The organism is Nocardia sp. NBC_01499 (assembly GCF_045040275.1).
Taxonomy (GTDB): domain Bacteria; phylum Actinomycetota; class Actinomycetes; order Mycobacteriales; family Mycobacteriaceae; genus Nocardia.
On the sequence record NZ_CP109426.1, the window covers coordinates 226,414 to 251,855 of the forward strand.

Sequence of the window (25,442 nt, forward strand, 5' to 3'; positions counted from 1 at the left end):
GTCTCGATCCAGCCCGCACGGTGCCACGAACCTACTCGATGCCGAACAGGTCGGCGGCGTTCTGGTAGCAGACCTTGCGCAACCACTCGTCGCCGAGTTCGAGGCGTTCCAGTGCCTGCACGGCGTGGCTGTAGGTGTAGGGGATGTTGGGGAAGTCGCTGCCGAAGAGGATTCGGTCGCTGAAGGTGCGCAGCCGGTCGCGTTGGCTGTCGGGGAACGGATCACCCTCCTCGAAGAAGTCGGTGAACGTCATGGTGGTGTCCAAGCGGACGTCCGGGTATTGCGCTGCGAGGTCGAGGAATTCGGCGTACTCGGGCGCACCCATGTGGGCGACGATCAATCGCAAGCGCGGAAAACGTCGCAGCAGTGCGGCAATGGGCTTCGGTCCGGTGAATTCGCCTGCCACCGGGCCTGATCCGCAATGGATCACCACCGGTATGCCAGCGTCCTGAATCAGCCCCCACGTCGGGTCGAGCAGTGGATGGCCGGGATCGAAGCCGCCGACCTGGATGTGCACCTTGAACAGCCGGGCGCCACGTGAAAGCGCCGCCGCGACATAGCGTTCGGCGTCCGGCTCGGGATAGAACGTCGCGGTGTGCAGGCAATCCGGGGTGCGCTCGGCGAACTCGGCGGCCCATTCGTTCAGCCAGGCCGCCATCTCGGGCTTGTGCGGATAGACCAGCGCGCTGAACGCGCGAACACCGAAGCCGCGCAACGTTTTCAACCTGACCTGCTCGTCGTCACGGTAGGCGATGGGCCAGGTGCGTGCGGTGAGCGGACCGGCCGAGTCGAAGTAGGCCCATACCTTCCGCATCACCGGTTCCGGCATGAAATGCGTGTGCACGTCGATGATTCCGGGCAGGCCGAGCCGGTCGCGGAATGCGGCGAGGTAAGTGCTGTCGTCCTTGTCGCCGACCACGGCCTCTCCAGTCTCACACATTCGGCGGATATACCGTCCGTGCGAAATCGCCGATCCTGGTGATCAGCCGGTCGAAGAACAACGCCTGATCGGTGCCGATCACGATGTCCGCGTTGGGTTCTCGACCCCACATGCCCGCCCAGTCGGCCACCGTGGTCGCGCGTGTCAATGTGCCGGTGAGTTCGACATCGACCGTCGCGGGCCGGGTGACGGCGAGGGCAGGGTCGATCGCGACGGCCGCCGCGAACGGGTCGTGCATGTGCGCGAGATAGCCGAGATCGTAGAGCCGGTGGAAGTCGAAGTAGAACCGCACCGCGTCGGTGACATGGCGGACAATGGGATTGCTCGCCGCCGACCTGGCTTCGGGCGGATCGGTTTCCGAAACCGTCTCCACCGGAACGCTGCCCGCGCGCTCGGCGAGCAGCGACAGATGCTTCGGCCGCATCTCGATGGTCTCGGTGATGTCGAGCGCGCAGACGATCGGCCGACGATCCGGCGGCACAATGGAGAACGCGTCGAAGATCTCCTTCGCCGCCTCCGGATCGACGTGCACGTTCCATTCGTTGGTTGGGGTGGTGTTGCCCGGATGGTTGAACGCCCCGCCCATGATCACCAACCTGCGCAACAACGTCGGCAGCGCGGGCTCCAGCCGAACGGCCAGCGCCAGATTGGTCAGCGGCCCCGTGCACAGCCCGACGATCTCGCCGGGGTGCGCACGCACCAGATCGACCCACATCTGCGCGGCGGAACGCGACGACAGCGTGCGCGTCGAGGGCGGCAGCTCGGCATAGCCGACGCCTTGCGGCCCGTGCGTGTCCTCGGTGGTGCGCAGTGGAATCGCCAGCGGTTCGGCGGCACCGAGCGCGACCTCGATATCGGGCGCCCGGCACACATCAAGCCAAGCGAGATTGTTCGCCGCCACCTGCGGTGCGGGCACGTTCCCCGCGGTCGAGGCGATCCCGATGATCTCCGCCTCCGGCGAAGCCAGGAGGTAGAGCAGCGCAAGGGAATCGTCGACCCCGGTATCGACATCCATGATGATCTTCTGCGGCACCCAACGAGACTAGCGCCGTCGTCACCCCACCTGGTTAGTGGGTTTTGAGGGGCCAGGCGGGGCGGTCCGCGCCGTAAGTGGGGGCAGGCCAGTTGTAGGCGGGGTATTCGGCGATGGCGGGGGTGGCGGTGATGATGTCGCCGTGCGACATGACCTCGGTGGGGTCGGGCAGGGCAGGCTGGGGGTGGCGCGGGGTCCGGCCGGGGGCGGCGAGGAGCCAGGAGGCGGTGCGGGCCAACGAGACTCGCACGTCGCGGCCGATGCCGTCGGACGCGCGGGCGGCCAGTGCATCGATGACGCCTGCGGCGAGCAGGTAGCCGGAGGCGTGGTCGAGGGCTTGTGCGGGCAGCGTGCTCGGCACGGCCGGTGCGCCTTCGGCGATCGCGATGCCGGACGCGGCCTGCACGATGCTGTCGAAGCCGCGGCGGCCGCCCCACGGGCCGATTTCACCCCACGCACTCACCCGGCCGTGCACCATTCCCGGGCGCATGGCGGCGAGCAGGCCCGCGCGTTCCAGGGCGCCGGGCCGGTATCCGGTGACGAGCACGTCGGCGGAGGCCAGCAGGTCTCCGATCAGTGGCAGTTGCGTCCAGAGATCCACCAGCGTCGAGCGTTTGCCCTGACTGGTATCGGCGTACTGCCAAGGGATTTCGGGCAGCTGTGGCGGATCGACACGCAGGACGTCCGCGCCGAGCAGCGCCAGGGTCCTGGTCGCGACCGGCCCGGCGATCACCCGGGTCAGGTCGAGCACCCGCAGACCGCGCAGCGGCTGGAAAGGCGCCGCGCCGACCGGCAATCCGGGCTCTCCCCGGTCAGGGCGCGTCTCGATCGCGACCAGCGGTCCGGTCGTGGCGGCCCAGCCCTCGGCACTGCCCGACCACTCCTGCTCGGTGCGGACGCGCACCGCGATCGCACCGGTCGCGGCGGCGTGGTCCTCGATATCGGACGCGCGGCTCATCGCCATCTGTGCCACCGCGAGATCGAACGGTGCATCGGCGGGCAGGCCGAGTGCGGCGAGCAGGCGCGCACGGTGATGCGGGTAGTTGGCGTGCGTGCGCACCCAGCCGTCGAAGGTGGGGAAGAATCCGGAGAGGTCGCCGAACATCGTCGCGGGCCTGCCGTTGATCCTGAGTAGGCGTTCACTACAGAACGCGGCGGTGATGCGCGCGGGGTCGATGCGGTGCGCCACCGGGTCGAGGCCGCGGACGCCACGGATGCGGTTCGCCGCGGCGATGAGCGCGGCGACCGATCCGGCGGCCAGCGACCAGACCGGCAGTGTCGCAGCCAGATTGCTGCCAGGATCGGGCGACGGCGTAATGCCGGAGGGGGTGACACCGATTCCGGCTTCGTAGTCGTGGACCAGCCGTGTGTGCGCGTTCACCCGAAAGAGCGTAATAGTTCCGTCTGAGAAGGAGATCTACATGGGCAGAACGATCGAATCCGGTGAGTGGCTGCGGATCATGCGTCCCGAGGCGACTCCCCGGCACCACCTGCTGTGTTTCCCGCCGGGCGGCGGTCCGGCGACCGCCTACCGAGAATTGGCGAAACGCTTCGGCGCGGGCGTCGCCGTCGCCGCGGTGCAGTATCCGGGTCGGCAGGACCGGCTCGCCGAGGCGCCGATCACCGACCTCGCGGCGCTCGCGAATCAGATTGCTGAAGAAGTGCTGCGGCTCGGAATCATTGATGGGCTAGCGTTATTCGGTCATAGCATGGGTGCCACCGTCGCGTTCGAAACCGCGCGGCGGCTAGAGCGCAGGGGACAGGCGGTGACGACACTGTTCGTCTCCGGCCGTCCCGCACCGACTTTCGTGGAAACCAAGCGGATCCACCTCGGCTCCGACAACGACCTGATCGCGGACCTGGAGCGATTGGCCGCCGACCCGGCGCCGATCCAAATGCTGCGTGACGAACCGAGTCTCGCGGAATTGGTGCTGCCCGCCGTGCGTGGCGACTACCAGGCCGTCGAGACCTATCGGTACGCCGAGGGCGACCCGCTGACCGCTGATATCGCCGCCCTCGTCAGCACCGAAGACCCGACGATGACACCCGAGCAGGTCGACGAGTGGCGCGACTTCACCACCGGAACCTTCGATCGCGCAACATTTCCCGGCGGTCACTTCTATCTGGACGAGCGCTCCGCCGAGGTCGCCGAGTTCGTCGCGGCCCATCTGGCGCGCGACCGTTCGCGTGCGTGAAACCGCTTCTCGGCCACACTGTTCGAGTATGTAACTAGTGGGATGCCTGCAGGCGGGCTGTCGATCCGCCCGCCCGCCGCCGCAGCCACCCATACCCCACCCAGGACACCGCGACACACACCGCGACGAGCACCCGCACCAACCCGAGCGCGCTCTCCGGATAGAGCACCCCGGTGATGTAGTGGTCGATGAACCCGCTCGACGGCAGCCCGGCCTCGCCCGCCCGATGCCGCGCCCAGTTCTCCAAATGCGTGAGCGGACAATCGATCCGGAACAAAACCGTGCTGAACCCCCAGCAGACCGCGATCAAGTGCAGCCAGATACTGCGCGGCCAACGCCACGCTATGAAGCCGCCGACGACCACATACGCCACGAACACGAAATGCGCGGCGGCGGTGGCATCGGCCAGCAGCCGATACAGCACCCCACCAGCGTAGCCCTCAGCCGAGGTATTCGGATTCGAGCACGAGGTCGGCGACCAAGGATTGGTATTCGACGTGGGTTTTGTGTTCCGTGGTTCGCCAGCTCGAACCTTCGTGCTCGCGCATATAGCGGCGGTAGCCCGGGGCGCCGGGAATTCTGACATTGTCGGCGACCACGACCGTTCCGGGGTGCAGCCAACTAGCGGACATGATGGTTTCGAGATCCGGCAGATACGCGGTCTTCAGATGGTCGATGAACACGAAATCGACTGCGCCGGGACCGAAGTCGTGGTCGATGGCGAGGTGGCGCATGGTCGCGCCGCCGTCGCCGATCTTGCCGATCACCACGGCGATCCGGTCAGCGAGCCCGGCATGCTCGATGACCGCGCGCGCGATTTCGGCATTGGCGGGGCTCGCCTCCACCGAAACCAGCCGCGCGTCAGCAGGCATCGCCCGGCCGGTGCGCACCGCGCTGTATCCGCAATAGGCGCCCAGCTCGAGCAACAGGGTCGGTTCGGCTCGCCGAATGGCGTTGTCCAGAATCAGGCCCTTTTCGTCGCCGACGTTCATCAGCAGGCTGCGGTTGCGCGCGAAATCGTCGATCGCGGCGAGCACGCTGTCCGGATCGCCCGCCGTGGCGGTGGCGCGAACGTGGTCGAGCAATGCCTGCTCGCGACCGTCACCCACCTGCCCCGTGCGCAGCACGCTGCCGATGCCGAGCCCCATCCGGATGATCGACCAGCGCAGGAACGGTAGTCGATCGCGCACCCTCGCGCCCAGCCCACTCTGATTCACCATGTTGCCCCTCAGCCGTGTCGATGTGCGGCCGATTCTGCCTGGGGCACAGCGGGATTACCAGGGCGAAGGCCGGTAGTCCTTGAGGAAGCAGCCGTAGAGGTCGATGCCGTGCTCGCCCTGGACGATCGGGTCGTAGACCCGTGCCGCGCCGTCGACCAGGTCGAGGGGCGCGTGGAAGCCCTCCTCGGCGAGCCTGACTTTCGTGTAGTGCGGGCGCTCGTCGGTGATCCAGCCGGTGTCGACGGCGGTCATCAAAATACCGTCGGCTTCGAGCATTTCGCTCGCGCTGGTGCGGGTCAGCATGTTCAGCGCGGCCTTGGCCATATTGGTGTGCGGGTGGCCGGGCCCCTTGTAGGCGCGGGCGAACTGGCCCTCCATCGCCGACACATTGACGATGTACTTGCGTCGTGCGGCCGCGGCGGCCATGGTCGGGCGCAGCCGGGAGACCAGGATGAACGGCGCGACCGAATTGCACAGCTGCACTTCGAGAAGTTCGGTCGGATCGACCTCGGCGACGGTCTGCACCCAGCTGTTGGTGTGCGCCAGATCGGGCACCAGGCCACCGGCGTCGATCGCGACGCCACGCGAAATGCGTTCGGGCGTAGCCGATCCCGCGACCAACGCGAGTTCGGCGACATCGGCGGCGGACAGCGTCGGGGTGAGCGAGGCGGTGAGCGCGGTTGGGTGCGCCTGCATCGTCTTGCCGAACGTCACCACATCGGGCAGCGCGCCAGCGGGCAGCGGGCCGGACTCGGCGTCGACCAGCGCGCTGTAGGCGCCGGGGGAGCGGCGCACGGTCTGGGCGGCGTTGTTGATCAGGATGTCGAGCGGGCCCTGTGCCGCGACGTCGTCGGCGAGGGCGACCACCTGGGCCGGATCGCGCAGGTCGATGCCGACGACGCGCAGCCGATGCAACCACTGCGCGCTGTCGTCCATCGCGGCGAAACGGCGGATGGCATCGTTCGGGAAGCGGGTGGTGATGGTGGTGTGCGCGCCGTCGCGCAACAGGCGCAGCGCGATGTACATGCCGATCTTGGCGCGCCCACCGGTGAGCAGCGCGCGGCGGCCGGTCAGATCGGTACGGGCGTCCCGCTTGGTGTGGCTGCTCGCGGCGCAGTCCGGGCACAGCTGGTGGTAGAAGGCGTCGACCTGCGTGTACGACTGTTTGCAGATGTAGCAGGGGCGCGCCCGGATGAGCGTCCCTGCGGTCGCGCCGCGGGCGTTCGAGGCCAGCGGGATGCCGGCGGTCTCATCGTCGATGCGCTGCGGCGAGCCGGTGGCCGTCGCGGCGATCACCTCGCGGTCGGCGTCGGCGACCGCCGTCCTCGCCTCGATCCGGCGGCGCTGCTTGAGCTTTTTGAACATGTGGCCGACCGCGCGCTGCACCGCCACCGAGTCGGGATGCTCCTTTTCCAGCTGCCCGGCCTGGTCCAGTACCCGCAGACAGGTCGCGAGCTCGTCCGGATCAATCATGCTTTCGGCCATCGGTGGTACAGGCATCCTTCGGTGAGCTGGGAAATCGACCGAACCATTGTCGCAAACTCCGCGACGCGGTTACCGCCCGGTTGCCCCTACACGCGAAGCAGCGCCATGGTCGTGCTCGCCGTTCGCTTCAGCAACTCGATCACTTCCGACACCTTGATGTCGGTGGTCGTGACGACCGAGGGCGGGTGCAGCCAGCTGATCTCGAAGGTGGTCCAGCCGTCGCGAACGGCGAGGGTGACGCCGGTGTTCTTGGCGTGCTCGGACTGTTTGCGGACGACGTACGCCTCGTCACCGAGGCCGTCGACCTTCGTGACGGTGTCGTCTTGGGCGAGTTCGGCCTGGGTCCAGGTCTCGAACCGGGCGGTGAATTCGGGACCGGGATCGGCCCGCTTGTGCACTGACGCGTTCACCATGAGGGTGGTGTCGTCGGCGCGTTCGCCGGGTCCGGGTGGGGCGAGGCGAATCGCGCAGCTCATCGAGTCGACGGCCGGATGCAGCCGGGTCTGGTGGACCGGATACTTGAGCCGCGCCGGACTCGACGGTGCCAAGGCGAATCCGGCGTGCGCGTAGGGCGCGGTGTCGGTGATCGCGCAGAGGTTGTCGACGTAGTGGTAGCCGCGCAGGTCGGGCGCCGGGTCGGCGCGACGACTGCCGAACGCGCAGACGGCAGCGAGCGTCGCGACGCCGACCACGGCGCCGAGCGCCCATAGTCGGCCCCGGTTATCGCCTGGCTGTTTCCACCGGCCGAGCGGTTGCGGCGGCACCGGTCCGTCCGGGTGCGGCCGCATCGGCCCGATCGGCGACAGCGGCTGGTGCAGCCATCCGGCGTTGCTGAGGCGAGGAGGCCCCTGACCTGCCGGTCCCATCATGGGGGCGAAGCTATCACCTCGCCGCCGACGCCGCCGGTCGTTCGCGTCAGGCCTGATCGTCGCGCAGTCCGGCGGCCTCGGCGCCGCGACCGCAGCTGTCGGCCCGTTCGGCCAGCCGAATGCGCAGCGCGGCGGGGATTTCCGCGCGCACCTCGATCAGCCCCTGCCACACCACATCTGGTGTGTCCGGTGTCAACGCGGCGAGGAACTCGTCGAGATCGTCCATCCCGTCGATGATGTCGAGCACCCGGGCGCGCCCCTCGGCGTCTTGGGCGAGCGCGATATCGACCAGGGTGTCGATATTGTCGCTGCGCGAGGCGACCAGGACCGCGGCGAGCATCTGGTCGGTGCTGAGATCGCCGATACACGAGGCGAGGATCGGCGTCGCGGAATCGGGCAGTGCGTCGACCAAAGGCAGTGCCTGAGACCAGAGTTCGTGTTCGGCGGTGGTGTTGATCACCGCGCGGAGCACGTCGGGGTTCCGCATGATCGGCAGACCGGCCATGCGGCGGCGATCGGTGTCGGTCATGGCGAGCGCGACCGGCAGCATGGCATGCCACAGGCCCGCCGCATCCGCTTGGGCGACAAGGTCTTCGAGTTCCTCGTCGGACTTGTCGGCCAGCCGTGCGGCGAGAATGGCAAGCTGGGTCGGCTGCAGATGCACGACCAGTGGCAGCAGGTCGAGCCAGAAACCCTTGTTCAACGCGGCGTTCATGATCGAGGCGAGCACTGATTCCTCCTGTACCGCAGGCCTTTCGGCGAATGCGCGCAAGCTGTCCGCGTTCATCGCGCTGGTCACCGGCAGCAGCGAGTCCCAGGCGTCAAGCGCCCGCACCGCCTCGATCAGGCCGTCGAGCACCTCGCCGCCGAGCCCGGCCGCGATATCGCCGAGGGCGGCCCGGTTCTCGTGGCCGACACTATCGAGCAGATCGAGGCCCTCGGCCCAGAGATCCTGTTCGTGCGCGGCGCGGATCACCCCGGCGAGCCGGTCGGTGAACAGTGCCATCAGCCGGTCCACCGCTGATTTGTCCTCCATGAGGAAGCCGACGCGCAGCAGATCCGCGTCGCCGAGCACGGGCGCCGCAGCTCGCATCGACTCCTCCGGAACCACGCCGACGAAACGACTCATCGTCACGTGGTCCTGCTGGCGCAGTAGCTCTCGCGCTACCTCGACGACCAATCGCGATGGCACCGCGGCGATGATCTCGGCGGTGCGGCGCGGGTCGAGCTGAATCGCGGTCTCGGCGAGAAACCGCGCTGGCAGCGCCTTGGCGATATCGACCGCGCGAGAAGGTTCGACCGAACCGGCGACGGCCGCGCACAACACCGGGCCGAACGCGCGCTCGGCGGCCTTGGCGCTGATCACGGTCGGCACCAATTTCGTCGCCGCGGCAACGCGTTTCATGCGCGCGGCGTCGCGGTCGAACAGTAGATCGGTGGCGCGCTCGCGGAACGCTCGAATCGCTTCCGGCGAAAGACCGTTCAGGAAAGCGAGGTCGGCCGGGTCGGAAAGATCAAGCAGGCGTGCGAGTTTGGTGGTCTCGGCACGGGCCATCAGTTGGGCACTCATAATCCCAGCGCCCGCTTCACGGTGGGCCGCATCAGCCGGGGAATGAGCTGGAGCGAGGATTCGATCGCGGTGGCGAGGCGCTCGCCGCGGGCAGTCACGGCGTTGCGCAGCAGGCGGTCGAGTTCGGTGAGATCGGAGTCGGTGAGCCGGTCGAATTCGTCGGGCAGGGGTGCGCCAAGGGTGCGGATCAGCGCTTGGGCTGCGTCCGGCATGGGATCTCCGTATCGGTGTCGAGTTGTCGTCGAGCGGTGGTTGTTCAGCTGCTGCGCGGGGTGATCGCGGCGTGGTCGGCCCGCATGTCGTCGACGAAATTGGCGATCGCCTCGGCGACGAGCAGCGGCTCGGTGACCGGCAGCCAGTGATCGGCCGGAACCGCGCACCGCCACAGCCGGTCCACCCAGCGCGTCGAGGTGTCGTAGATGGAGGCGGGCACGAACGGGTCGGTGGTGTCGACGAGCAGCTGCACCGGCACCGCGGTGCGCCGCACCCGCGGCCGCCGCAGATGATGCAGCAGGTTGGCCTGCGCGATCCGGGCGCCCGCGAGCAGGTCCGTGCGCCAGGTGCGCGCGATCCTGGCGGGTATCGGCGAGAGTCCGCCGAGTCGTTCGACGAGCAGCGTGCGCACGCGCGGCGGGTAGAGCCTGCGCGCCACGGGCACCGGGCTCAGCGTCCACCGCACGCCGCTCAACCACCAGCCGAGGTCGCCCGCGTGCAGCCGGGCGTGCGGCGCGGCGGCGCGCAGCCACAGGCCGAGGTGATCGAGGTTGGGGCCGGAAATGGCGGTGAACGAGGCGATTCGGGTGTTCGCCCTCGGATCGCACACCGCCTCCCATAGCTGCACCGCGCCCCAGCCGTGCCCGCAGGTGTGCACCGGTCGCTTCGGGCTCGCCGCGTCGATCACCGCGAAGAAGTCGGCGGCGAGCCGGTCGAGCCGGAACTCCGAAAGCAGTGCGGGGGTGGCCGAATGGCCGTGACCGCGCACGTCGTAGGTGATCACCCGGAAACCGTCGGTCAGCAGCGCGGCGACCGTCGCCCACACGCGGTGGGTGTCGGTGAGGCCGTGCACCAGGACCAGGGGAGCAGCGGCGGGGTCGCCCCATTCGTAGACGGCGAGTTCGGTGCCATCGGCGGTCACCGTCCACTGCCGATCCGGGCGGGGCGTATCGGTGTCGATCTGGTTGGTCATGTTGTTGCCTCGTTGGGGTGCGGGCTGCCGGACGGTCACACGGTTGTCGGCCGGGCGCTGGACACTGGCGACTGCGTGCAGGTCGCTGGAACGATCACCCGTACCGGTAGTACGTTTTCCGATACTGACAGTACGAAGAAATGCCCGGGAGTGGGAGAGTTAGACGCAGACTATGGCGTACCTCACGGCTACGCCTCGCTGGCGCTCGGCTACGCCGTACGGTAGGACCGCTGTGTTGATGGTTCGCTCGCTGCGCTCGCTCACGCCGATATCCGTACCGCCGGTACGTGTATGCTGCGGTCGTGCCCCGGCCCAGCGTTCGTTCGACGACATCCCGTGCGGAGATCGTCGACGCCGCGATCCGGGTGATCGACCGGGACGGACCGCGGCCGAGCATGGACGACATCGCCCGCGAGGCGAGCATCACCAAGCCCCGCCTGTATCGGCAGTTCGCCGACAAGGCCGATCTCTACACTGAGATCGGCAACCGGATGGCCAAGGCCGCCGCGGCCGCCGCTGGCAACGATCTGACGCTCATGCTGCAGCCGCCGCGGACCGCGTTGCGGCGGGTGCTCACCGGATACGCCGACAGTATTCTGCAGCATCCCAACGTCTTTCGCTTCCTCGGCCAGGCGCAGGTGACCCAGCAGTCCGACGGAACGGTGCTGCAATTCGATCTCGGCCGCGCCGCATCGGATCGGTTCACCAGGCAGGCGCGCGATATCGCCGAGTCCATCCCGATCGACACCGCAGGCATCGACTATCTGTCCCGCGCGGTGGTCGGCGTCGTCGTCTCGATCACCGACCTGTGGCTGGCCGATGCGGCGCCGCCGCCGGAGCGGACCGCCGAATTCATCGATCAGGCCACCGAGTTCGTCTGGGGTCTGATCGACGGTTTCCTACGCAGGCAAGGCATCTCGGCCGACCCGGAGACGCCGATCTTCACCTCACTCGCCGCCGTCAATCAGGCGCAACAGCCCGCGAGCTGAACCACTACCAGTGCTTATCGAACCTGGTTGGTTCGACGCGTGCCCGCTTTGTTGACACGTTGCCAATAGTGCGAGAATCTGATGGCGAGGCACCGGCGGCGACGCCGGGGCGGCACGAGCGGGCTCGCGTTACTAAGAGACCCGGGAGTGCCGCCACCAGATACAGCTGCGAGCAAAGGATCCGATGATGGCACGCGCCGCATGGAGTGACGACGAGGTCGAGGCGGTACGCGACCTGGCGAAGGCGTTCTTCGAGAAAGAGGTCGTCCCGCACGAGGAGAAGTTCGTCGCCCAGGGCCACCCGGACCGCGCGCTGTACAACCGGGCGGGCGAACTCGGCCTGCTGTGCACCGCCATCCCCACCGAATTCGGCGGTGGCGGCGGCACTTTCGCGCACGAGGCAGCGATCATCGAGGAACAGTCCAGGGCGGGCGACGGCTCGATGGGCATGCCGGTGCACACCTCGATCATCGCGCCCTACCTCAAGGAATTCGGTTCGACAGAACTCAAGCAGCGCGTACTGCCCAAGGCGGCCAGTGGCGAAATGGTGCTCTCGATCGGCATGACCGAACCGAGCACCGGCTCGGATCTGCAGAACATCAAGACCCGCGCGGTCCGCGAGGGCGATGAGTACGTCATCACCGGCTCGAAGATCTTCATCACCAACGGCTGGCTCTGCGACGGCATCATCATCGCCGCCAAGACCGACCCGACCAAGGGCGCGTCCGGCGTCTCGCTGATCTTCGCCGACGTGTCCGACGACACCCCCGGCTTCAAGCGCGGACGCATCCTGAACAAGATCGGCGGCAAGGCGCAGGACACCGCCGAGCTGTTCTTCGACGGACTCCGGGTGCCCGCCTCGAACCTGCTCGGCGAGGCCGAGGGACTCGGCTTCTATCAGATGATGCAGATGCTGGCCCAGGAACGCCTGGTCACCGGCATTATCGCGGTGGTGATGATGGAACAGGCCGTGCGGCTGACCATCGAGTACACCAAGGGCCGCGAGGCCTTCGGCAAGCCGCTGTTCGCGATGCAGAACACCAAGTTCGAGCTGGCCGAGTGCGCGACCATCGCCAAGGTCAGCCGCACCTTCCTCGACGACTGCCTCGTCAAACACCTGCGCGGCGAGCTCGACATTCCCACCGCGGCGATGTCGAAGTACTGGCTCACCGACCAGCTGGGTATCGTGGTTGACCGCTGCCTGCAACTGTTCGGCGGCTACGGCTACATGACGGAGTATCCGATTTCGCAGCTCTACACCGGCGCCCGCGTCTTGCGCATCCTGGCGGGTAGCAACGAGGTGATGAAGGATCTCATTGCCCGGTCTCTCTGATACGACGAGTGAGGCCGCTGACGGTGCCGCGCTGGACGCGCCGGCCCCGTCGGCTGCCGTCCCCGTGCCGCGCCGCCGTCGCCTCGAACCCGACGAGCGGCGGGCGCAGATCCTGGCGTGCGCGATCGACATGTTCGGCGAGCGGCCGTACGCGGCCGTCTCCACCGCCGAGCTGGCCCAGCGCGCCGGTGTCGCCCGCGGCCTGATCAACCATTACTTCGGCAACAAACGCGACCTCTACCTCGCGGTGGTGCGTCGCATGGTCACCCTGCCCAAACTCGATGACATGATCGTGCCCACCGGCACCGAGCGTGAGCGAGTCGATGCGAGTGTGCACTGGCTGCTGGATACCATCGCCGAGCACGGCAGCACCTGGGTCAAGGTGACCAGTCACGAGGGCGTCGGCGACGACCCCGAGGTGCAGCACATCCTCGATCAGGCCGACGACGCGGCCGCGGAACGGTTGCTGCTGATGGTCGGCCTCGCTGATTCGGCACGCAGTGCGGCATTGCGCGCGATGGTCCGCGCCTATGGTGGGCTGGTGAAGGTGGCGGGCCGGGAATGGATCACCCGCGGCACGCTGACCCGCCCGCAGGTGCACGAGCTGCTCGCCGACATGTTGATGACGCTGGTCACCGAGTCGCTACCGAAGGTGGACCGCCGCCGCTGAGCGCACGGCGGTCCTCCTCCGTTTAACCGAGCGCCTCCGGTGCGGGGTCGCCGGGATCGGCGCTATAGCGCACCGGCCGCCGATGTCCCGGCGCGTGACCGTGCCTGCCGTACTTCAGCTCGATCACCTCCTCGCGCCGATGCTCGACCAGCAGCGCGCCGATGCCGAGGATCCACAGCGCGGCCGTCACGATCGCGCCGGTCTGGGTCCATTCGTTGAAGCCGTATCCGGCGGCGGTGAGCGTGCACGCCATCGCGACGATGCCGAGCGCACACAGAATAAGGCCGGGAACGTTGTAATTGTCGCCGAGCAGATCGCCCGCTTGAGCGTGCCAAGGCCGATTTTCGCGGCCGTCAGGGGTGGTGCTACCGAGCATGGATCCTCCTTGGGGAGTCAGCGCAAGATCAGTGACACATCCGGATCATCATCTACTGCGATCGGGAAAACGGCTAGTAATTGGACGTTTCAGATGATGTCGCGCCGTTAGGCCCCTATTGTGGGTCGGGATATCGGGGCGGGTCCGGGCAGTCCGAGGTTCCTGCACGGTGGTTGGTGTGGAGAGGGTCCTGGCATGGCACGGGCGGAACGCCGTGAAAGTGAACGTTGGCCTGCGGCAGGGCAGGACGACCGGTGGCCGGAGGCTGGCGAAGAGGAACAGTGGGCCGAGCCGGAGCCCGAGGAACGATGGCAGGAACCGGCGCCGAGTCGGCGCAGGACGGGTCGGCTGCGGGTGGAAATTCCGCCCATTGTGAATCCGTACGCGATTGTCGCGCTGGTGGCCGCGTTGGTCGGGTTGTTCCCGGTGGCCATCGTTTTCGGCTTCATCGCGTTCTCGCATCCGCGCGGCCGGGTGATGGCGATGTTCGCGCTGCTGATCGGTGTCGCGGAGGTGACGGCGGTCGCGGGATTGGTGGTGCTGTCGGGAAACATGTTGCCTGACTCGCTGACTCGCGCGGACCGATCCGTGACGACAGCGCTCCTCGCGCCGCCGACGACGGCGAATCAATTACCCCAGCCGACGGCCTCGGCCGCGCCGCCGGTCGCGACGACGACGGCGAGCCCGTCGACGTCGAATCAGAGCAACCTGAAAAAGGGCGCGTCGTGCACCGACGGACAGGTCGGGCAGATCGGCAGCGCCGCAGACGGCGGCACCCTGATCTGCCTCGGCTCGGGTAGCGGCTACCAGTGGTCTGGCCCGTACACGGTGTCGACGACCGTCCAGCAGGCCGGGGCGAAATGCGATGGCACCAGCACGAAGACGGGCCGTACCGCGGACGGTCGCGCGCTGGTGTGCGAACCCGCGACTCGTAGCGGCACCTGGGTGCTGTGGACCGAATAGCGGCGCGCTACTCCTCTTTCTTGGCGCGGCTCGGCTGAACGCGCGGCGGTTCGTTCGGCATCTTCGGATACTGCGGCGGCCACGGCGCGTCCATGAGGCCCGAGGCCATATCGCGCTCCGACATTTCCAGCAGCGGGACAATGGATTGCGGTGCGCGATCGGCCCACGGGTCACCCAGTTCGGCAAGCCGGGCGGGCACGGTGGCGATGGTCAGTTCGTCCGGGACAACGGTATCCAATTCGGACCAGGCGATCGGGGTCGACACCTGCGCGCCGACCTTCGGGCGCACGCACCACGCCCCGAAAACCGTTTTGTGCGGGGCGTTTTGGTTGAAGTCGACGAAGACACGGTTGCCGCGTTCTTCCTTCCACCACTGTGCGGTGATCTCCTCGGGATGGCGGCGCTCCAGCTCGCGCGCCAACGCGACGGACGCGGCGCGCACCTGGTAACCATCCCAATTCGGTTGCAGCGCAACGTAGATGTGCAGGCCGCGCGAACCCGAGGTCTTGATTCGTGACTCGATGTCCAACTCCACGAACAACTCTCGGGTCAGCACGGCGGCGCGCTTGAGGTCGTCGAATGTGATGCCGGGGGACGGATCGAGGTCGATGCGCAGCTCGTCGGCGATCTTCAGATTGTCCGCCCGGTTGGGCCACACGTGAAAACCCAAGCAGCCCTGGTTGACTGCCCACAGGATGTGCGCGAGATCGTGCGCGACGAGCGCGTCGGCGGTGGTGCCGTTGGGAGTGGACACCTCGACGGTATGCAACCAGTCCGGCGCGGATTTCGGCACCCGCTTCTGAAACCACGACTTACCGGACGCGCCGTCGGGATAACGCTCCAGCAGCAGCGGGCGCCCGCCGACCACATTCAGGAACGGTTCGGCCACCGCCTGGTAGTAATGCACGAGATCGAGTTTCGTGTCGCCGCGCTTGGTGAAATACACCTTGCCCGGATTGCTGATGCTGACGGTCCGGCCATCCACCTCGATATCGACGGACTCGGTCATGGTTTCGCCTCACTGAAGATGGCACTCAATTCCGCGGGCGGCGCCTCGTCGAGCTGAGCGTAGGTACACGATTCGGGCGTGCGGTCGGATCGGAAGCGGACCAGCCTGCCGCCGTGTCGCAGCCGCCCGGATTGCACGTGTTCGTAGCGGACCTCCGCGACCAGTTCGGTGCGTAGCGCCTCCCAGGAAAGGTCTTTGCCGCCGGTCCAGCGGCTCACCCCGCCTGGCATCTTGCCGTCGGCTCTTGCCTGCGCCGCGGCGTCGGCCCATTCGCGCCACGGATGGTTTTCCAGCGCGTTCTCGCGCAGTGGCTTCAATTCCTCGACCAGTTCTTTGCGCCGGGCGGCGGTGAAGCTGCTCGCGACACCGACGTGGTGCAGCTGCCCCTCGTCGTCGAAGAGTCCGAGCAGCAGCGACCCGATGCCCTCGCCGTCCTTGTGCCAGCGGAATCCGGCGACCACGCAGTCGGCGGTGCGTTCGTGTTTGACCTTCAGCATCACCCGCTTGTCTTGCAGGTAGGCCAGGTCGTTGGCCTTGACCATGACGCCGTCGAACCCCGCGCCCTCGAACCGGGTGAACCAGTCCTCGGCGACATCGGGATCCTGGGTGAGCGGCGTGAGATGGACCCGCGCGAGCTCGGTGTCCAGAATCGTTTCCAGCAGCCGCCTGCGTTCGGCGAACGGCTCCTCGGTCAGATCCTTGTCGCCGAGGGCGAGTAGATCGAAGGCGACAAAGCTGGCGGGGGTCTCCACGGCCAGCTTGTTGACCCGGGACGCGGCCGGGTGCAGCCGATTCTGCAGGGTGTCGAAGTCGAGGCCCTCCTCGGTGACCACCACGATCTCGCCGTCGACAACGCACCGATCCGGCAGCGCCTGCTTCAGCAGCTCGGCGACCTCGGGAAAGTACCTGGTCAGCGGCCGATCATTGCGGGAGCCGAGCTCTACCTCGGCACCGTCACGGAAGACGATGCAGCGGAACCCGTCCCACTTGGGCTCATAACTCAGCCCGGCTTCACGCGGCACGCCGGGCGCGGTTTTGGCCAGCATCGGCTTAACAGGTGGCATCACCGGTAGATCCACACGATCCTCCTCGGTTCGTCTGTCTCCCGTACCGACGGTGTGAAAGATCGAAACTCATCGGTACTTGCCGATGATCGTAAGCGCCGCATCCGACAAGATGATCGAACGCGCGGATGCGGCGTGACGAGGCAACCTCAGGCGTCGAGCCAGCCGTGTTGTTCGGCGAAGACGGTTAGTCGGTCGCGGATGGTGAGAATCTCGCCCGCGGTCAATGCGGGGCTCGCGTCGAGGAGTAGCTCGGTGATCAGTCGTTTGTGTTCGGCGGCATCGAGCTGACCCGAGTTCGACCTGTGTTTCGATTTATGCTGAGCCGGCGGCGGACTCGGCTGGCCACCGACCACGCTCAGATTGACCGCCTTCGGCCCACGATCACCCTCTGTCATGTCGAATTCGAACATCCGACCCTGCCGCAACTCGTCTTCATCCAGACCGATGTCGTTGACGTGCACGAATACGTCCGGCCCGCCGTCCTCCGGTCGAATGAACCCGAATCCCCGAGAGCTGTCGAACGACACCAATTTCCCGATGGACACCAACACCCGCTCCTCGCCGCGCCGTCGCTACCCGGTCACCTTAGCCCGCGTTATCGTTGTCGTTGGACGAAAGCGCCTTTTGTAATGAATTGAAAACAGTGAGTCCCTGACCGACCATTCCGTTGACGAGTTCGCTGACTCCGTCCGGACCGTTGAGCACGGTCAGATTCGCGCCGGCCAGCCCGTTCGACGCCTGCTTCACGATTTCCGGCAGTTGTTCGATCAGCAACTGGTCCAACGCGATCCGGTTGTTCGACGCGGCGGCCGCGGCCTGGATCCTGGTGCGGTCGGCCTCAGCCTCGGCCAGGATGCGCACCCGTTCCGCTTCTGCCTGAGCGGGTTTCACCACTTCGGTCTGCAGCTGTTGCTCGCGCAGCTCCGCCGTCTTGCGGGCCTGCTCGGCCTGCGCGGTCAGCACCTCCTGCAGCGCCATCGCCTCGGCGAGCGGACCAGCCTGTGCCGCTTCGGCATTCGCCTTGTCGATGTCGCGCTGGTACTGCGCGCGCAGGATCGCGGTCTCGCGCGCGTATTCCGCCTGCCTGCGCAACGATTCCTGCTCGGCTTGCGCCGAGAGCTGTGCCGCTTGCGATTGCGCGATCTGCGCGTCGCGCTGCACGGTGGCATTATGCGGCGCGGCGAGCGCTTGAATGTAGCCGAGGTTGCCGTCATCGATCGACTGGATCTGGAAGGAATCCACCCAGAGCCCGATATTGCCCATCTCGACTTTCGAGGCGACGAGCACTTCATCGGCCAGCTTCTGGCGTTCCCTGATGATCTCCTCGACCGTCATCGAGCCGACGATCGACCGCAGATGACCGGAAAAAATCCGGCCGGTAAGGACCGACATCTCCCGTTCCTGCTCGGACAGGAAGCGTTGCGCGGCATTGACGATCGAGCTGGTGTCGTTGGCCACCTTGAACGCGATCACCGCGCGGACCTCGAGCTGAATCGCCTGCTTGGTGACGCAGCGTTCCTTGATCTCGGCCTCGAACATGGCCAGCGACAGGTAGCTGACCTTGCGGAACAGTGGAACCACCCAGCTGCCGCGCCCGATCACCACCTTGAACGGCGCGTTGTCCTTGCTCTTGGCGCCGCTGATCAGCATCGCCTCGTCCGGGTCCGGTACGTGGTAACCCAGCACGGTTGTCTCCCTTACTGTTTCAGATTGTTTCGGCCGGATCCGGCGTCAGCGGTATCCAGGGCACCACATCGACGATGCGCCCAGGGCTGACATCGATGACCAATACGGTTGTTCCCGCTGGGATCGCTTCGGCGGCACGTGCGATGTACAGCTCCGTTCCCCCTCGAATCGCCACCAGCACCTCCCCGAGTAGGCCCGCGGCTCGGATCGGCGATGTGAGCGTACCCGTCAGACCGACTACGGGGTCGCTCATCGTAACGATCTCCTCCCACTCGTATCCAGGCACGCCACACTACGTCTCACACAGCACGTTTCGGTATAGGTATGGATCGGCGAACGTGGCGCGATCGTTGTGACGATGGAATGCCCAGGTTGCGGGTGTGTGATCCGTTTCGATAGCACGCGGGTATGTTGCTTGCATGGGAGGACGACTCGCTTTGGTTGTCGGGTCCGAGTGTGTGGCGCTGGGGGAACTGGGTTTCACCGGCGAACTCGCCACTGGGTTGTACGAGAGTCTGACCGAGGTGGGCGGGTGGCGATCCGCGACCGATAACGATGCGCCGGTGTTGAATCCGACTGCGGCGCAGCTGGTGACGGCGGTAGACGCGGCGTTCGTCGCGGCCGGGCAGCGGCAGGCGACGCTGCTGCTCGCCTTCATCGGGCACGGCGTGGCGACCAGTGCCGAGGATTTCTATCTGCTCGGCCATGATTCGCCAGCAGTGCCCAACTCGCACAACGCGTTTCATCTCACCCAGGAGATCAGGGAGCGGCTGAACCAGTCGGCCGTCGACGGTCTGGTTGTGCTTGTCGACGCCTGCGAGACCGGGCAGGGCGTGATCGGTGCGGCGCGGCGCTGGACCGATCTGCTCGCCCAGTCGGCCGGGCGGATGGAGATGCTGGTCGCGGCGGGGGAGGGGCCCGCGTTTTCCGGCTGCTTCACCCGGACCATGCTGTCCACCTTCCACGGTGGGCTGCCGCTGCGCGGCGAGAACCTGCTGCCCGCCGACCTGGTCGATCCGATCGCGGGGGAATGCGTTCATCAACAGCCCCAATATCTTTCGTTCACCTCGGGTGCGGTGTCGGTGGCGCACGGTGCGGACCCCGGGCTGTGGTTGGTGCCCAATACCGCGCGGCACCGCGACGCGGTGAGTGGGCGTTCCGCCGCGGGATTCGTCGATCAGCTCACCCGTGGTCTGCTGGTGACGCCGGATGTTCGCGAGCACCTCGACACGATCGTTGACGCGGGCAGTCATCGGCTGCGCGTGGTGATCGGCCCGGCGGGTGCCGGTAAATCGACCTTGCTCGCCATGCTGATTCGGCCGAGCTTGGTTGAGGGCCTGTCGGTGACGCCCGAATACATCACTGCCGCAGTGTTTCTCACCGCCGCCAGCTCGATCGAGGCGGTCGCCGCCGAATTGGCCGCGCAGCTGAGTGCGCGGCTGCCCGGGTTCGCGGAGGCGGCGCAGGCCGTGCGCGCGCACCGGGCCAGGGACGAGTTCGACATCTTCGACCTGTCGGTGCGGCACCCGCTGGCCCGGCTGTCGACCTCGGGTCGCCGGGTGACGCTGGTGTTCGATGGATTGAACCAACCGCCGGAGGGCACGCGGCGGTTGCTCGTGGCCGCCATCACCGATCTGACCAGGCGCGATGATCTGCGGCATGTGCGCGTCATCGTTGGCATCCGGGACGGCACCGGCGTCGAGGACGCCCCGGCGCTGGCGCATATGTATCGGATCGAGGTGGGCGAGCCCGCCGCCGACGATATCGCTACCGCCGTCGGATCCGCGCGCGGCAGCGGTGCGCCCGCCGACCCGGCGGATTGGGTGAACTGGATTCAGACGTTGCTGGCCGAAACGCCGACCGATGTCGAGGGATCCCATGTCGTCTCGGGCGGCTGGCTGCTGGCCCGCATGCTGCTCGAGGTGGCGTCGAGCATTACCGACGGTGCCGTCGCCGCCGGTATCGGGCTCGATCGGATCGTCGCGCTGCGGGTCGATGCGGCGCTGCGCGGGATGTACTCCGAAACCGCCGGTGCGACAGGTACTTTCCTCAGCATCATGGTCGCCGCCGGAGTGGGGCCGGTGCTGCCGATCGAGCTCCTCGACGCCGCGCTGACGGCGCTCGGCGTCGACCTGCATATCGCCCGAATCCGGGATATGACAGTAGCTTTGGGCGCGCTGGTCACCCGCAGTCGCCCCGGCACCCCGCGTGAGTCGCTCGGCGTGACCCATGGCGCCCTGCTGCCAGGACTGCGTAGCGAATGCAAACATCTCGGCGCGGAACTCGAAGACGCGCATCGGGCCATCGTGGCGGCCATCAAGGAGAGTCCGAGCGATCGCGCCGCCGACTACGCACGCGGCTCGGCCGTGCGCCACTGCCTGGCCTACCGGGATTCCGCCAGTGCGCTGCACTTCCTCGAGCTGCTGCAAACCACGAGATCCGCTGATAATCGCGATCTTTGGGCCGCCTGGGTGCCCGCTTTCGTCGAGACGCTCGGCCCCGACCACCCCGACACCCTGACCACCCGCAGCCGCGAGGCATACCACCGCGCCGAAAGCGGCGACCTGGTCGGCGCCATCGCCGCCTTCGAGCTGCTGCTCGCCGACCGCCTGCGCGTCCTCGGCCCGGACAACCCGAAAACCCTTGGCACACGGACGAATCTGGCAACCTATCGGGCCCGCTGCGGTGACTACATCGGCGCCAGAACGGAATACAAGCGCCTGTTCGCCGACCAGCGCCGCCTCCTCGGCCCCGACGACCCCGATACCCTGCGCACCCGAAACGACCTGGCGTCCAACCGCGCCGACTTGGGTGACCTCGTCGGTGCCATCGCCGATTTCGAGAAGCTACGCATCGACCGTGAGCGGGTACTCGGTCCCGACGATTCGCAGACCCTGCGAACCCGCAACAGCCTCGCCTACTGGCACGGCGCGAACGGCGATTTCGCCGCCGCCCGAGCCGAATTCGAACAACTGCTCGCCGACTGCCTGCGCATCTTCGGCCCCGACCACCCGGCAACCCTGGCCGCCCGCAACAGCCTTGCCGCCTTCCGGGCCCGCAGCGGCGACATGACCGGCGCGGCCAGCGAATTCAACCACCTGCTCACCGACCGCCTGCGCGTGCTCGGCCCCGACCACCCGGACACTCTCACCACCCGAAACACCCTCGCCGACTACCACGCCAACACCGGCGACCTCCCCAGCGCGATCGCCGAACTCGAACAAATCCTCGCCGACCGCCTCCGCGTGCTGGGCCCCGACCACCCCGATACCTTCGCCACCCGCAACGACCTGGCCACCCGCCAAGCCGAGAACGGCGACCTGCCCCGAGCAATAGCCGAATTGGAGGTCCTCCTGGTAGCCGAACTCCGCGCCCTTGGCCCCAACCACGTCGCTACTATCCGCACCCAAACCACCCTGGCCCACTGGAGAGGTCAACTCGTCCAGTAGCCGCGCGAGTATCTTCCTTGCATGGGAGGACGGCTGGCGCTGGTGGTGGGGTCGGAGTGTGCGGCGCTCGGCGAACTCGGGTTCAGCGGCTCGCTGGCCGGTGGGTTGTATGCGCGGTTGCGGGAGTCGGGCGGGTGGGAATCGGCGACGGAGATCGATGGGCCGGTGCTCGATCCGACTACCGCGCAGTTGGTTGCGGCGGTTGACGAAGCGTTCGCCAATGCGTCCGAGCGGCGGGCCACGTTGTTGGTGGCGTTCATCGGGCATGGGACCGCGACCAATGCGGGAGACTTCTATTTGATGGCGCGTGATTCGCCTTCGATGCCTCGGTCCGACAATGCGTTTCATTTGACGCAGGGGATCAGGGAGCGGCTCAATACGTCGGCGTTGGACGGGTTGATCGTGCTTGTCGATGCCTGCGAGACCGAGCAGGGGGTGCGCGGCGCCGCGCGGCTGTGGACTGGGCCGCTTGCGCGTTCGGCGGGGCGGATGGAGTTGCTTGTCGCCGCGGGGGATGGGCCCGCTTATGCGGGATGCTTCACGCGCACAATGCTTTCCACGTTTTCGGCCGGTTTGCCGTTGCGCGGGGAGAATCTGTTGCCGTATGACCTGGTTGATCCCGTTGCACGCGGCTGTGTCATGCAGCAGCCGTTGCATTTGTCGTTCACGGCGGGCATGGTGTCCACCAGTCCGGGTGGTGATGCCGGACTGTGGTTGGTGCCCAACGCGGCTCGGCGCAGGGACGCGCTGACCGGTCGGCCCGGCGCGGGCGTCGTCGATCAGCTGACGCGTCGATTGTTGTTGAGCGACACGATGCGTGAATGCCTTGCCGAGCTGATCGATGCGGGTGGCCAGCGGTTGCGTGCGGTGGTCGGTCCCGCGGGGTGCGGCAAGTCGACGCTGATGGCGTTGCTCATTCGTCCGAGTGTGGCCGATGGCCTGTCCATCGGGTCCGAGTATGTCACTGCCGCAATGTTTCTCACGGTGAGTAGTTCGCTCGAGTCGGTCGCTGAGGAATTGTCTGCGCAACTGGTCGAGCGGGTCCCCGGGTACGACTCAGCGCTGCGTGCTGCCTTGGATCGCTCCGTCCCTACCGAATCGGACGTCTTCGACCTCTGTGTCCGGCAGCCGCTGTCCATGGTGGCGCGGCCGGGCAGTCGGATCACCCTCGTCTTGGACGGCCTTGACCAGCCGGAAGCGGGCACTCGAAAGCTGTTGGTCGCGGCGGTTGCCGAGCTCACTCGTCGCGACGATCTGCGACATGTCCGAGTCATCGCCGGAATCCGCCAGGGGTCCGGCACCGACACGGACCCGGATCTCGCCCACATGCACCGCGTCGAGTTGCCCGAACCGACGGCCAGAGATATCGCCGCCCTCGTCGATGCCGGGTGGCGCGAACTCGTTCCGCTCGAGGCGCCGACGGTTGTGCGTAAGGGTCGCAAGAGACCGTCGGGGTCGCCTAGGAATGTGGACGGGATCCCCGAGTGGCCTGGTCACCCGGCGGCCGGGCCCGCGCAGCCGCCGGGCAAGGATCTTGTTGTCTCAGCTGGGGGTTGGTTGTTGGCCCGGCTGCGTGGCGAGGTGCATCCGGCCGTGGCAGCGCGCACCGCCCTCGTCGATGCCGAGTTGGAAACTGTTGTCGGACAACGTGTTGTCACCGCGATGGTCACCACCGGGACCGGTGTTTCCGGTGCGGTCGTGCCCTTGCTCGCCATCCTGGTCGCGGCGGGTGCGGGACCGGTGCTACCCATCGAGCTGCTCGACGCGGCGGTATCGTCGCTGCACGAAGACATGACAGCGGTCCGGATTCGCGACACCGCGGTGAGTTTGGGCGCGTTGATCACGCGCAGCGAACCGGGCACCGCGCACGAATCGCTCGGTATCGCCCACAACGCACTGCTACCGGCCCTGACAGCCTTTTGCGCGCGGTCCGACGTTGCCATCGAAGACGCCCACCGAGCGATCATCGCGGCAACAATGCGCAGCAGCACGACCAGGGCCGCCGAGTACGCCCGCGGCTCGACCGCACGCCACTACCTCGCATACGGGGACAGCGGGCGGGCACTGGCCTATCTCGCCACCCTCGAGACATCGCGTGCCGCCGACAACCGCGACCTGTGGTCCGCGTGGTTGCCGTCGATCGTGGCAGCGGTCGGCGCGGATCATCCCGACGCTCTGCACGCGCGGGAGTATCTCGCCGCACGGCGGGCGGCGAGCGGCGATCCACGGGGCGCGATGACCGAATACGCGCGATTGTTCGACGATCAGCTCCGCCTCCTGGGCCCTGATCATCCGAACACGCTCATGACGCGCCATAATCTAGCCGTTTGCCGTGGTGAGACTGGCGACTTGGCGGGTGCTTCGGCCGACTTGGCGCGACTGCTCGCGGACCTGCGCCGCGCTCTCGGAGCTGATCATGAAGCGACGCTGGCTGCTCGGAGCAGGCTCATTTCGCTACAGGCGCTGCGGGGAGACGTGTCCGGTGCGATCGCGGCGGCCAAGCAATTGCTGGACGACCGACGTCGCATCCTGGGCTCCGATCACGTCGACACCTTGACCACGCGCAGCAACCTCGCCGGATATCGCAGCGACAGTGGGGATTTGACCGGTGCCATCGCGGATCTTGAAAACCTACTCGCAGAGCAGCTTCGGGTGCTCGGTCCAGAAGACCCCCGCGTGCTGCTCACTCGAGCGAAGCTCGTGGTCGTGCGTGCGCGCAGCGGCGACATCGAAGCAGCGATCGCCGAGTCCGAACCTCTACTCGCCGACCAACTCCGCATTCTCGGCCCCGACGACCCCAACACCCTGCGCACACGCACCGACCTCGCCGCATTCCGGGCGCACGCGGGCGACCTGACCCGCGCGCTGATCGACCTGGAAGACGCACTGGATCACCGAATCCGAGTGCAGGGTCCCGATCACCGCGAGATCCTCTACGGCAGAGGCAATCACGCCCTGTTTCTGGCGCGCGACGGTGACCTGCGCGGCGCGATCACCGAAGCCGAGCAGGTGCTTGCCGACCAACTGCGCGTCCTGGGCAAGGACCACCCCGACGTACTGATCACCCGCAGCAACCTCACGTCCTACCGCGAGCAAGCGGGCGACCTGCCCCACGCCGTCCAAGACACCGAGAACCTACTCGCCGACCGCCTGCGTCTGCTCGGCCCCGACCACCCCGACACCCTGCTCACCCGCAACAACCTCGCCGCCTACCGCGCGGACTCCGGCGATCTGGAGCGCGCGGTGGCCGAGTTCGAGCAACTACTCGCCGATCGCGAGCGAGTGCTCGGTGCGGATCACCTCGACACCGTGGTGACGCGAGATCACCTGGCGCACTGGCGGTCCCAACTCGGCGAGTAGGGCGCGACCAACGCAGATCGCGCGCAAGTCGGGTCGCGCCGA

Annotated in this window: 23 protein-coding genes; 7 read left to right on the forward strand and 16 right to left on the reverse strand. The window is 67.1% G+C overall.

Annotated elements, in window-relative coordinates; all coding sequences use genetic code 11:
• Window positions 1–31 precede the first annotated feature (31 nt).
• Genes OG203_RS00980 through OG203_RS00990 form a run of 3 tightly spaced genes read right to left on the reverse strand, consistent with a single transcriptional unit; the run spans window position 32 to window position 3,354 of the window.
• A complete protein-coding gene (locus OG203_RS00980; RefSeq protein ID WP_405163728.1) occupies window positions 32–940 on the reverse strand; it encodes an amidohydrolase family protein in 909 nt (302 codons plus the stop codon).
• A complete protein-coding gene (locus OG203_RS00985; protein ID WP_405163729.1) occupies window positions 933–1,973 on the reverse strand; it encodes a nucleoside hydrolase in 1,041 nt (346 codons plus the stop codon). Before OG203_RS00985 ends, OG203_RS00980 begins: the two co-directional genes overlap by 8 nt.
• Window positions 1,974–2,007: 34 nt before the next feature.
• Window positions 2,008–3,354: a CoA transferase gene (locus tag OG203_RS00990; protein WP_405163730.1), complete on the reverse strand. Its 1,347-nt coding sequence runs from the start codon at window positions 3,352–3,354 to the stop codon at window positions 2,008–2,010.
• A 40-nt stretch (window positions 3,355–3,394) separates the two neighbouring features.
• On the opposite strand from OG203_RS00990, the gene OG203_RS00995 reads away from it, so the two are divergent.
• Complete coding sequence (locus OG203_RS00995) at window positions 3,395–4,168, forward strand: thioesterase II family protein (RefSeq protein ID WP_405163731.1); 774 nt, start codon at window positions 3,395–3,397, stop codon at window positions 4,166–4,168.
• Window positions 4,169–4,202: 34 nt separating this feature from the next.
• Here OG203_RS00995 and OG203_RS01000 read toward each other — a convergent pair whose 3' ends face one another.
• The 7 genes from OG203_RS01000 to OG203_RS01030 form a co-directional block, all read right to left on the reverse strand.
• Window positions 4,203–4,592: a DUF2784 domain-containing protein gene (locus OG203_RS01000; RefSeq protein ID WP_405163732.1), complete on the reverse strand. Its 390-nt coding sequence runs from the start codon at window positions 4,590–4,592 to the stop codon at window positions 4,203–4,205.
• Between the two features lie 16 nt (window positions 4,593–4,608).
• Window positions 4,609–5,388: an O-methyltransferase gene (locus tag OG203_RS01005; RefSeq protein WP_405163733.1), complete on the reverse strand. Its 780-nt coding sequence runs from the start codon at window positions 5,386–5,388 to the stop codon at window positions 4,609–4,611.
• Between the two features lie 54 nt (window positions 5,389–5,442).
• A complete protein-coding gene (locus tag OG203_RS01010) occupies window positions 5,443–6,873 on the reverse strand; it encodes an SDR family NAD(P)-dependent oxidoreductase (RefSeq protein ID WP_405163734.1) in 1,431 nt (476 codons plus the stop codon).
• Window positions 6,874–6,959: 86 nt separating this feature from the next.
• Entirely contained in the window at window positions 6,960–7,742 is a 783-nt protein-coding gene (locus OG203_RS01015) for a hypothetical protein (protein WP_405163735.1), read from the reverse strand.
• Between the two features lie 46 nt (window positions 7,743–7,788).
• The gene (locus tag OG203_RS01020; RefSeq protein WP_405163736.1) at window positions 7,789–9,312 is read right to left on the reverse strand and encodes a hypothetical protein; all 1,524 of its coding nucleotides are present in this window, start codon (window positions 9,310–9,312) and stop codon (window positions 7,789–7,791) included.
• Window positions 9,309–9,524, reverse strand: a complete 216-nt coding sequence (locus OG203_RS01025) for a hypothetical protein (RefSeq protein ID WP_405163737.1) — start codon at window positions 9,522–9,524, stop codon at window positions 9,309–9,311. Before OG203_RS01025 ends, OG203_RS01020 begins: the two co-directional genes overlap by 4 nt.
• A 44-nt stretch (window positions 9,525–9,568) precedes the next feature.
• Window positions 9,569–10,498, reverse strand: coding sequence for an alpha/beta fold hydrolase (locus OG203_RS01030; protein ID WP_405163738.1), 930 nt, complete (start codon window positions 10,496–10,498; stop codon window positions 9,569–9,571).
• Between the two features lie 302 nt (window positions 10,499–10,800).
• Here OG203_RS01030 and OG203_RS01035 point away from each other — a divergent pair, with 302 nt between their 5' ends.
• The 3 genes from OG203_RS01035 to OG203_RS01045 all read left to right on the forward strand — a co-directional run bounded on the left by OG203_RS01035 (window position 10,801) and on the right by OG203_RS01045 (window position 13,490).
• Window positions 10,801–11,487 (forward strand): TetR/AcrR family transcriptional regulator, encoded by a 687-nt coding sequence (locus OG203_RS01035; RefSeq protein ID WP_405163739.1) that lies wholly within the window; start codon window positions 10,801–10,803, stop codon window positions 11,485–11,487.
• Window positions 11,488–11,674: 187 nt separating this feature from the next.
• Entirely contained in the window at window positions 11,675–12,820 is a 1,146-nt protein-coding gene (locus OG203_RS01040; RefSeq protein WP_405163740.1) for an acyl-CoA dehydrogenase family protein, read from the forward strand.
• Window positions 12,804–13,490 (forward strand): TetR/AcrR family transcriptional regulator, encoded by a 687-nt coding sequence (locus OG203_RS01045; RefSeq protein ID WP_405163741.1) that lies wholly within the window; start codon window positions 12,804–12,806, stop codon window positions 13,488–13,490. Before OG203_RS01040 ends, OG203_RS01045 begins: the two co-directional genes overlap by 17 nt.
• Window positions 13,491–13,512: 22 nt before the next feature.
• Here the strand turns inward: OG203_RS01045 and OG203_RS01050 are convergent, their stop codons facing one another.
• Window positions 13,513–13,866 carry a hypothetical protein gene (locus tag OG203_RS01050; protein WP_405163742.1) on the reverse strand — a complete coding sequence of 118 codons (354 nt, stop codon included), beginning with the start codon at window positions 13,864–13,866 and terminating at the stop codon, window positions 13,513–13,515.
• A gap of 195 nt (window positions 13,867–14,061) precedes the next feature.
• On the opposite strand from OG203_RS01050, the gene OG203_RS01055 reads away from it, so the two are divergent.
• Entirely contained in the window at window positions 14,062–14,829 is a 768-nt protein-coding gene (locus OG203_RS01055; protein WP_405163743.1) for a DUF4190 domain-containing protein, read from the forward strand.
• A gap of 7 nt (window positions 14,830–14,836) precedes the next feature.
• On the opposite strand, the gene ligD is transcribed toward OG203_RS01055, so the two are convergent.
• The 5 genes from ligD to OG203_RS01080 all read right to left on the reverse strand — a co-directional run bounded on the left by ligD (window position 14,837) and on the right by OG203_RS01080 (window position 18,844).
• Window positions 14,837–15,838 (reverse strand): non-homologous end-joining DNA ligase, encoded by a 1,002-nt coding sequence (gene ligD / locus OG203_RS01060; RefSeq protein ID WP_405163744.1) that lies wholly within the window; start codon window positions 15,836–15,838, stop codon window positions 14,837–14,839.
• Window positions 15,835–16,917, reverse strand: a complete 1,083-nt coding sequence (locus tag OG203_RS01065; protein WP_405163745.1) for an ATP-dependent DNA ligase — start codon at window positions 16,915–16,917, stop codon at window positions 15,835–15,837. The genes ligD and OG203_RS01065 overlap by 4 nt, the downstream gene beginning before the upstream one ends.
• Window positions 16,918–17,051: 134 nt before the next feature.
• Window positions 17,052–17,456 carry a cold-shock protein gene (locus OG203_RS01070; protein ID WP_405163746.1) on the reverse strand — a complete coding sequence of 135 codons (405 nt, stop codon included), beginning with the start codon at window positions 17,454–17,456 and terminating at the stop codon, window positions 17,052–17,054.
• A gap of 34 nt (window positions 17,457–17,490) precedes the next feature.
• Entirely contained in the window at window positions 17,491–18,591 is a 1,101-nt protein-coding gene (locus OG203_RS01075; RefSeq protein ID WP_405163747.1) for an SPFH domain-containing protein, read from the reverse strand.
• Between the two features lie 19 nt (window positions 18,592–18,610).
• On the reverse strand, window positions 18,611–18,844 hold the full coding sequence (locus tag OG203_RS01080) for a hypothetical protein (protein WP_405163748.1): 234 nt from the start codon (window positions 18,842–18,844) through the stop codon (window positions 18,611–18,613).
• A gap of 166 nt (window positions 18,845–19,010) precedes the next feature.
• Between OG203_RS01080 and OG203_RS01085 the strand changes: the two genes are divergently transcribed.
• Window positions 19,011–22,040 carry a tetratricopeptide repeat protein gene (locus OG203_RS01085; RefSeq protein ID WP_405163749.1) on the forward strand — a complete coding sequence of 1,010 codons (3,030 nt, stop codon included), beginning with the start codon at window positions 19,011–19,013 and terminating at the stop codon, window positions 22,038–22,040.
• A 21-nt stretch (window positions 22,041–22,061) separates the two neighbouring features.
• A complete protein-coding gene (locus OG203_RS01090; RefSeq protein ID WP_405163750.1) occupies window positions 22,062–25,400 on the forward strand; it encodes a tetratricopeptide repeat protein in 3,339 nt (1,112 codons plus the stop codon).
• Window positions 25,401–25,442: the final 42 nt, after the last annotated feature.

What these genes read in the sequence shown, in the direction of transcription:
- OG203_RS00980 (WP_405163728.1), bottom strand. Translation starts at nt 940, where the DNA reads ATGTGTGAGACTGGAGAGGCCGTGGTCGGCGACAAGGACGACAGCACT.
- OG203_RS00995 (WP_405163731.1), top strand. Translation starts at nt 3,395, where the DNA reads ATGGGCAGAACGATCGAATCCGGTGAGTGGCTGCGGATCATGCGTCCC.
- OG203_RS01005 (WP_405163733.1), bottom strand. Translation starts at nt 5,388, where the DNA reads ATGGTGAATCAGAGTGGGCTGGGCGCGAGGGTGCGCGATCGACTACCG.
- OG203_RS01010 (WP_405163734.1), bottom strand. Translation starts at nt 6,873, where the DNA reads ATGGCCGAAAGCATGATTGATCCGGACGAGCTCGCGACCTGTCTGCGG.
- OG203_RS01015 (WP_405163735.1), bottom strand. Translation starts at nt 7,742, where the DNA reads ATGATGGGACCGGCAGGTCAGGGGCCTCCTCGCCTCAGCAACGCCGGA.
- OG203_RS01020 (WP_405163736.1), bottom strand. Translation starts at nt 9,312, where the DNA reads ATGAGTGCCCAACTGATGGCCCGTGCCGAGACCACCAAACTCGCACGC.
- OG203_RS01025 (WP_405163737.1), bottom strand. Translation starts at nt 9,524, where the DNA reads ATGCCGGACGCAGCCCAAGCGCTGATCCGCACCCTTGGCGCACCCCTG.
- OG203_RS01030 (WP_405163738.1), bottom strand. Translation starts at nt 10,498, where the DNA reads ATGACCAACCAGATCGACACCGATACGCCCCGCCCGGATCGGCAGTGG.
- OG203_RS01040 (WP_405163740.1), top strand. Translation starts at nt 11,675, where the DNA reads ATGGCACGCGCCGCATGGAGTGACGACGAGGTCGAGGCGGTACGCGAC.
- OG203_RS01050 (WP_405163742.1), bottom strand. Translation starts at nt 13,866, where the DNA reads ATGCTCGGTAGCACCACCCCTGACGGCCGCGAAAATCGGCCTTGGCAC.
- OG203_RS01055 (WP_405163743.1), top strand. Translation starts at nt 14,062, where the DNA reads ATGGCACGGGCGGAACGCCGTGAAAGTGAACGTTGGCCTGCGGCAGGG.
- ligD (WP_405163744.1), bottom strand. Translation starts at nt 15,838, where the DNA reads ATGACCGAGTCCGTCGATATCGAGGTGGATGGCCGGACCGTCAGCATC.
- OG203_RS01080 (WP_405163748.1), bottom strand. Translation starts at nt 18,844, where the DNA reads ATGAGCGACCCCGTAGTCGGTCTGACGGGTACGCTCACATCGCCGATC.
- OG203_RS01085 (WP_405163749.1), top strand. Translation starts at nt 19,011, where the DNA reads ATGGGAGGACGACTCGCTTTGGTTGTCGGGTCCGAGTGTGTGGCGCTG.
- OG203_RS01090 (WP_405163750.1), top strand. Translation starts at nt 22,062, where the DNA reads ATGGGAGGACGGCTGGCGCTGGTGGTGGGGTCGGAGTGTGCGGCGCTC.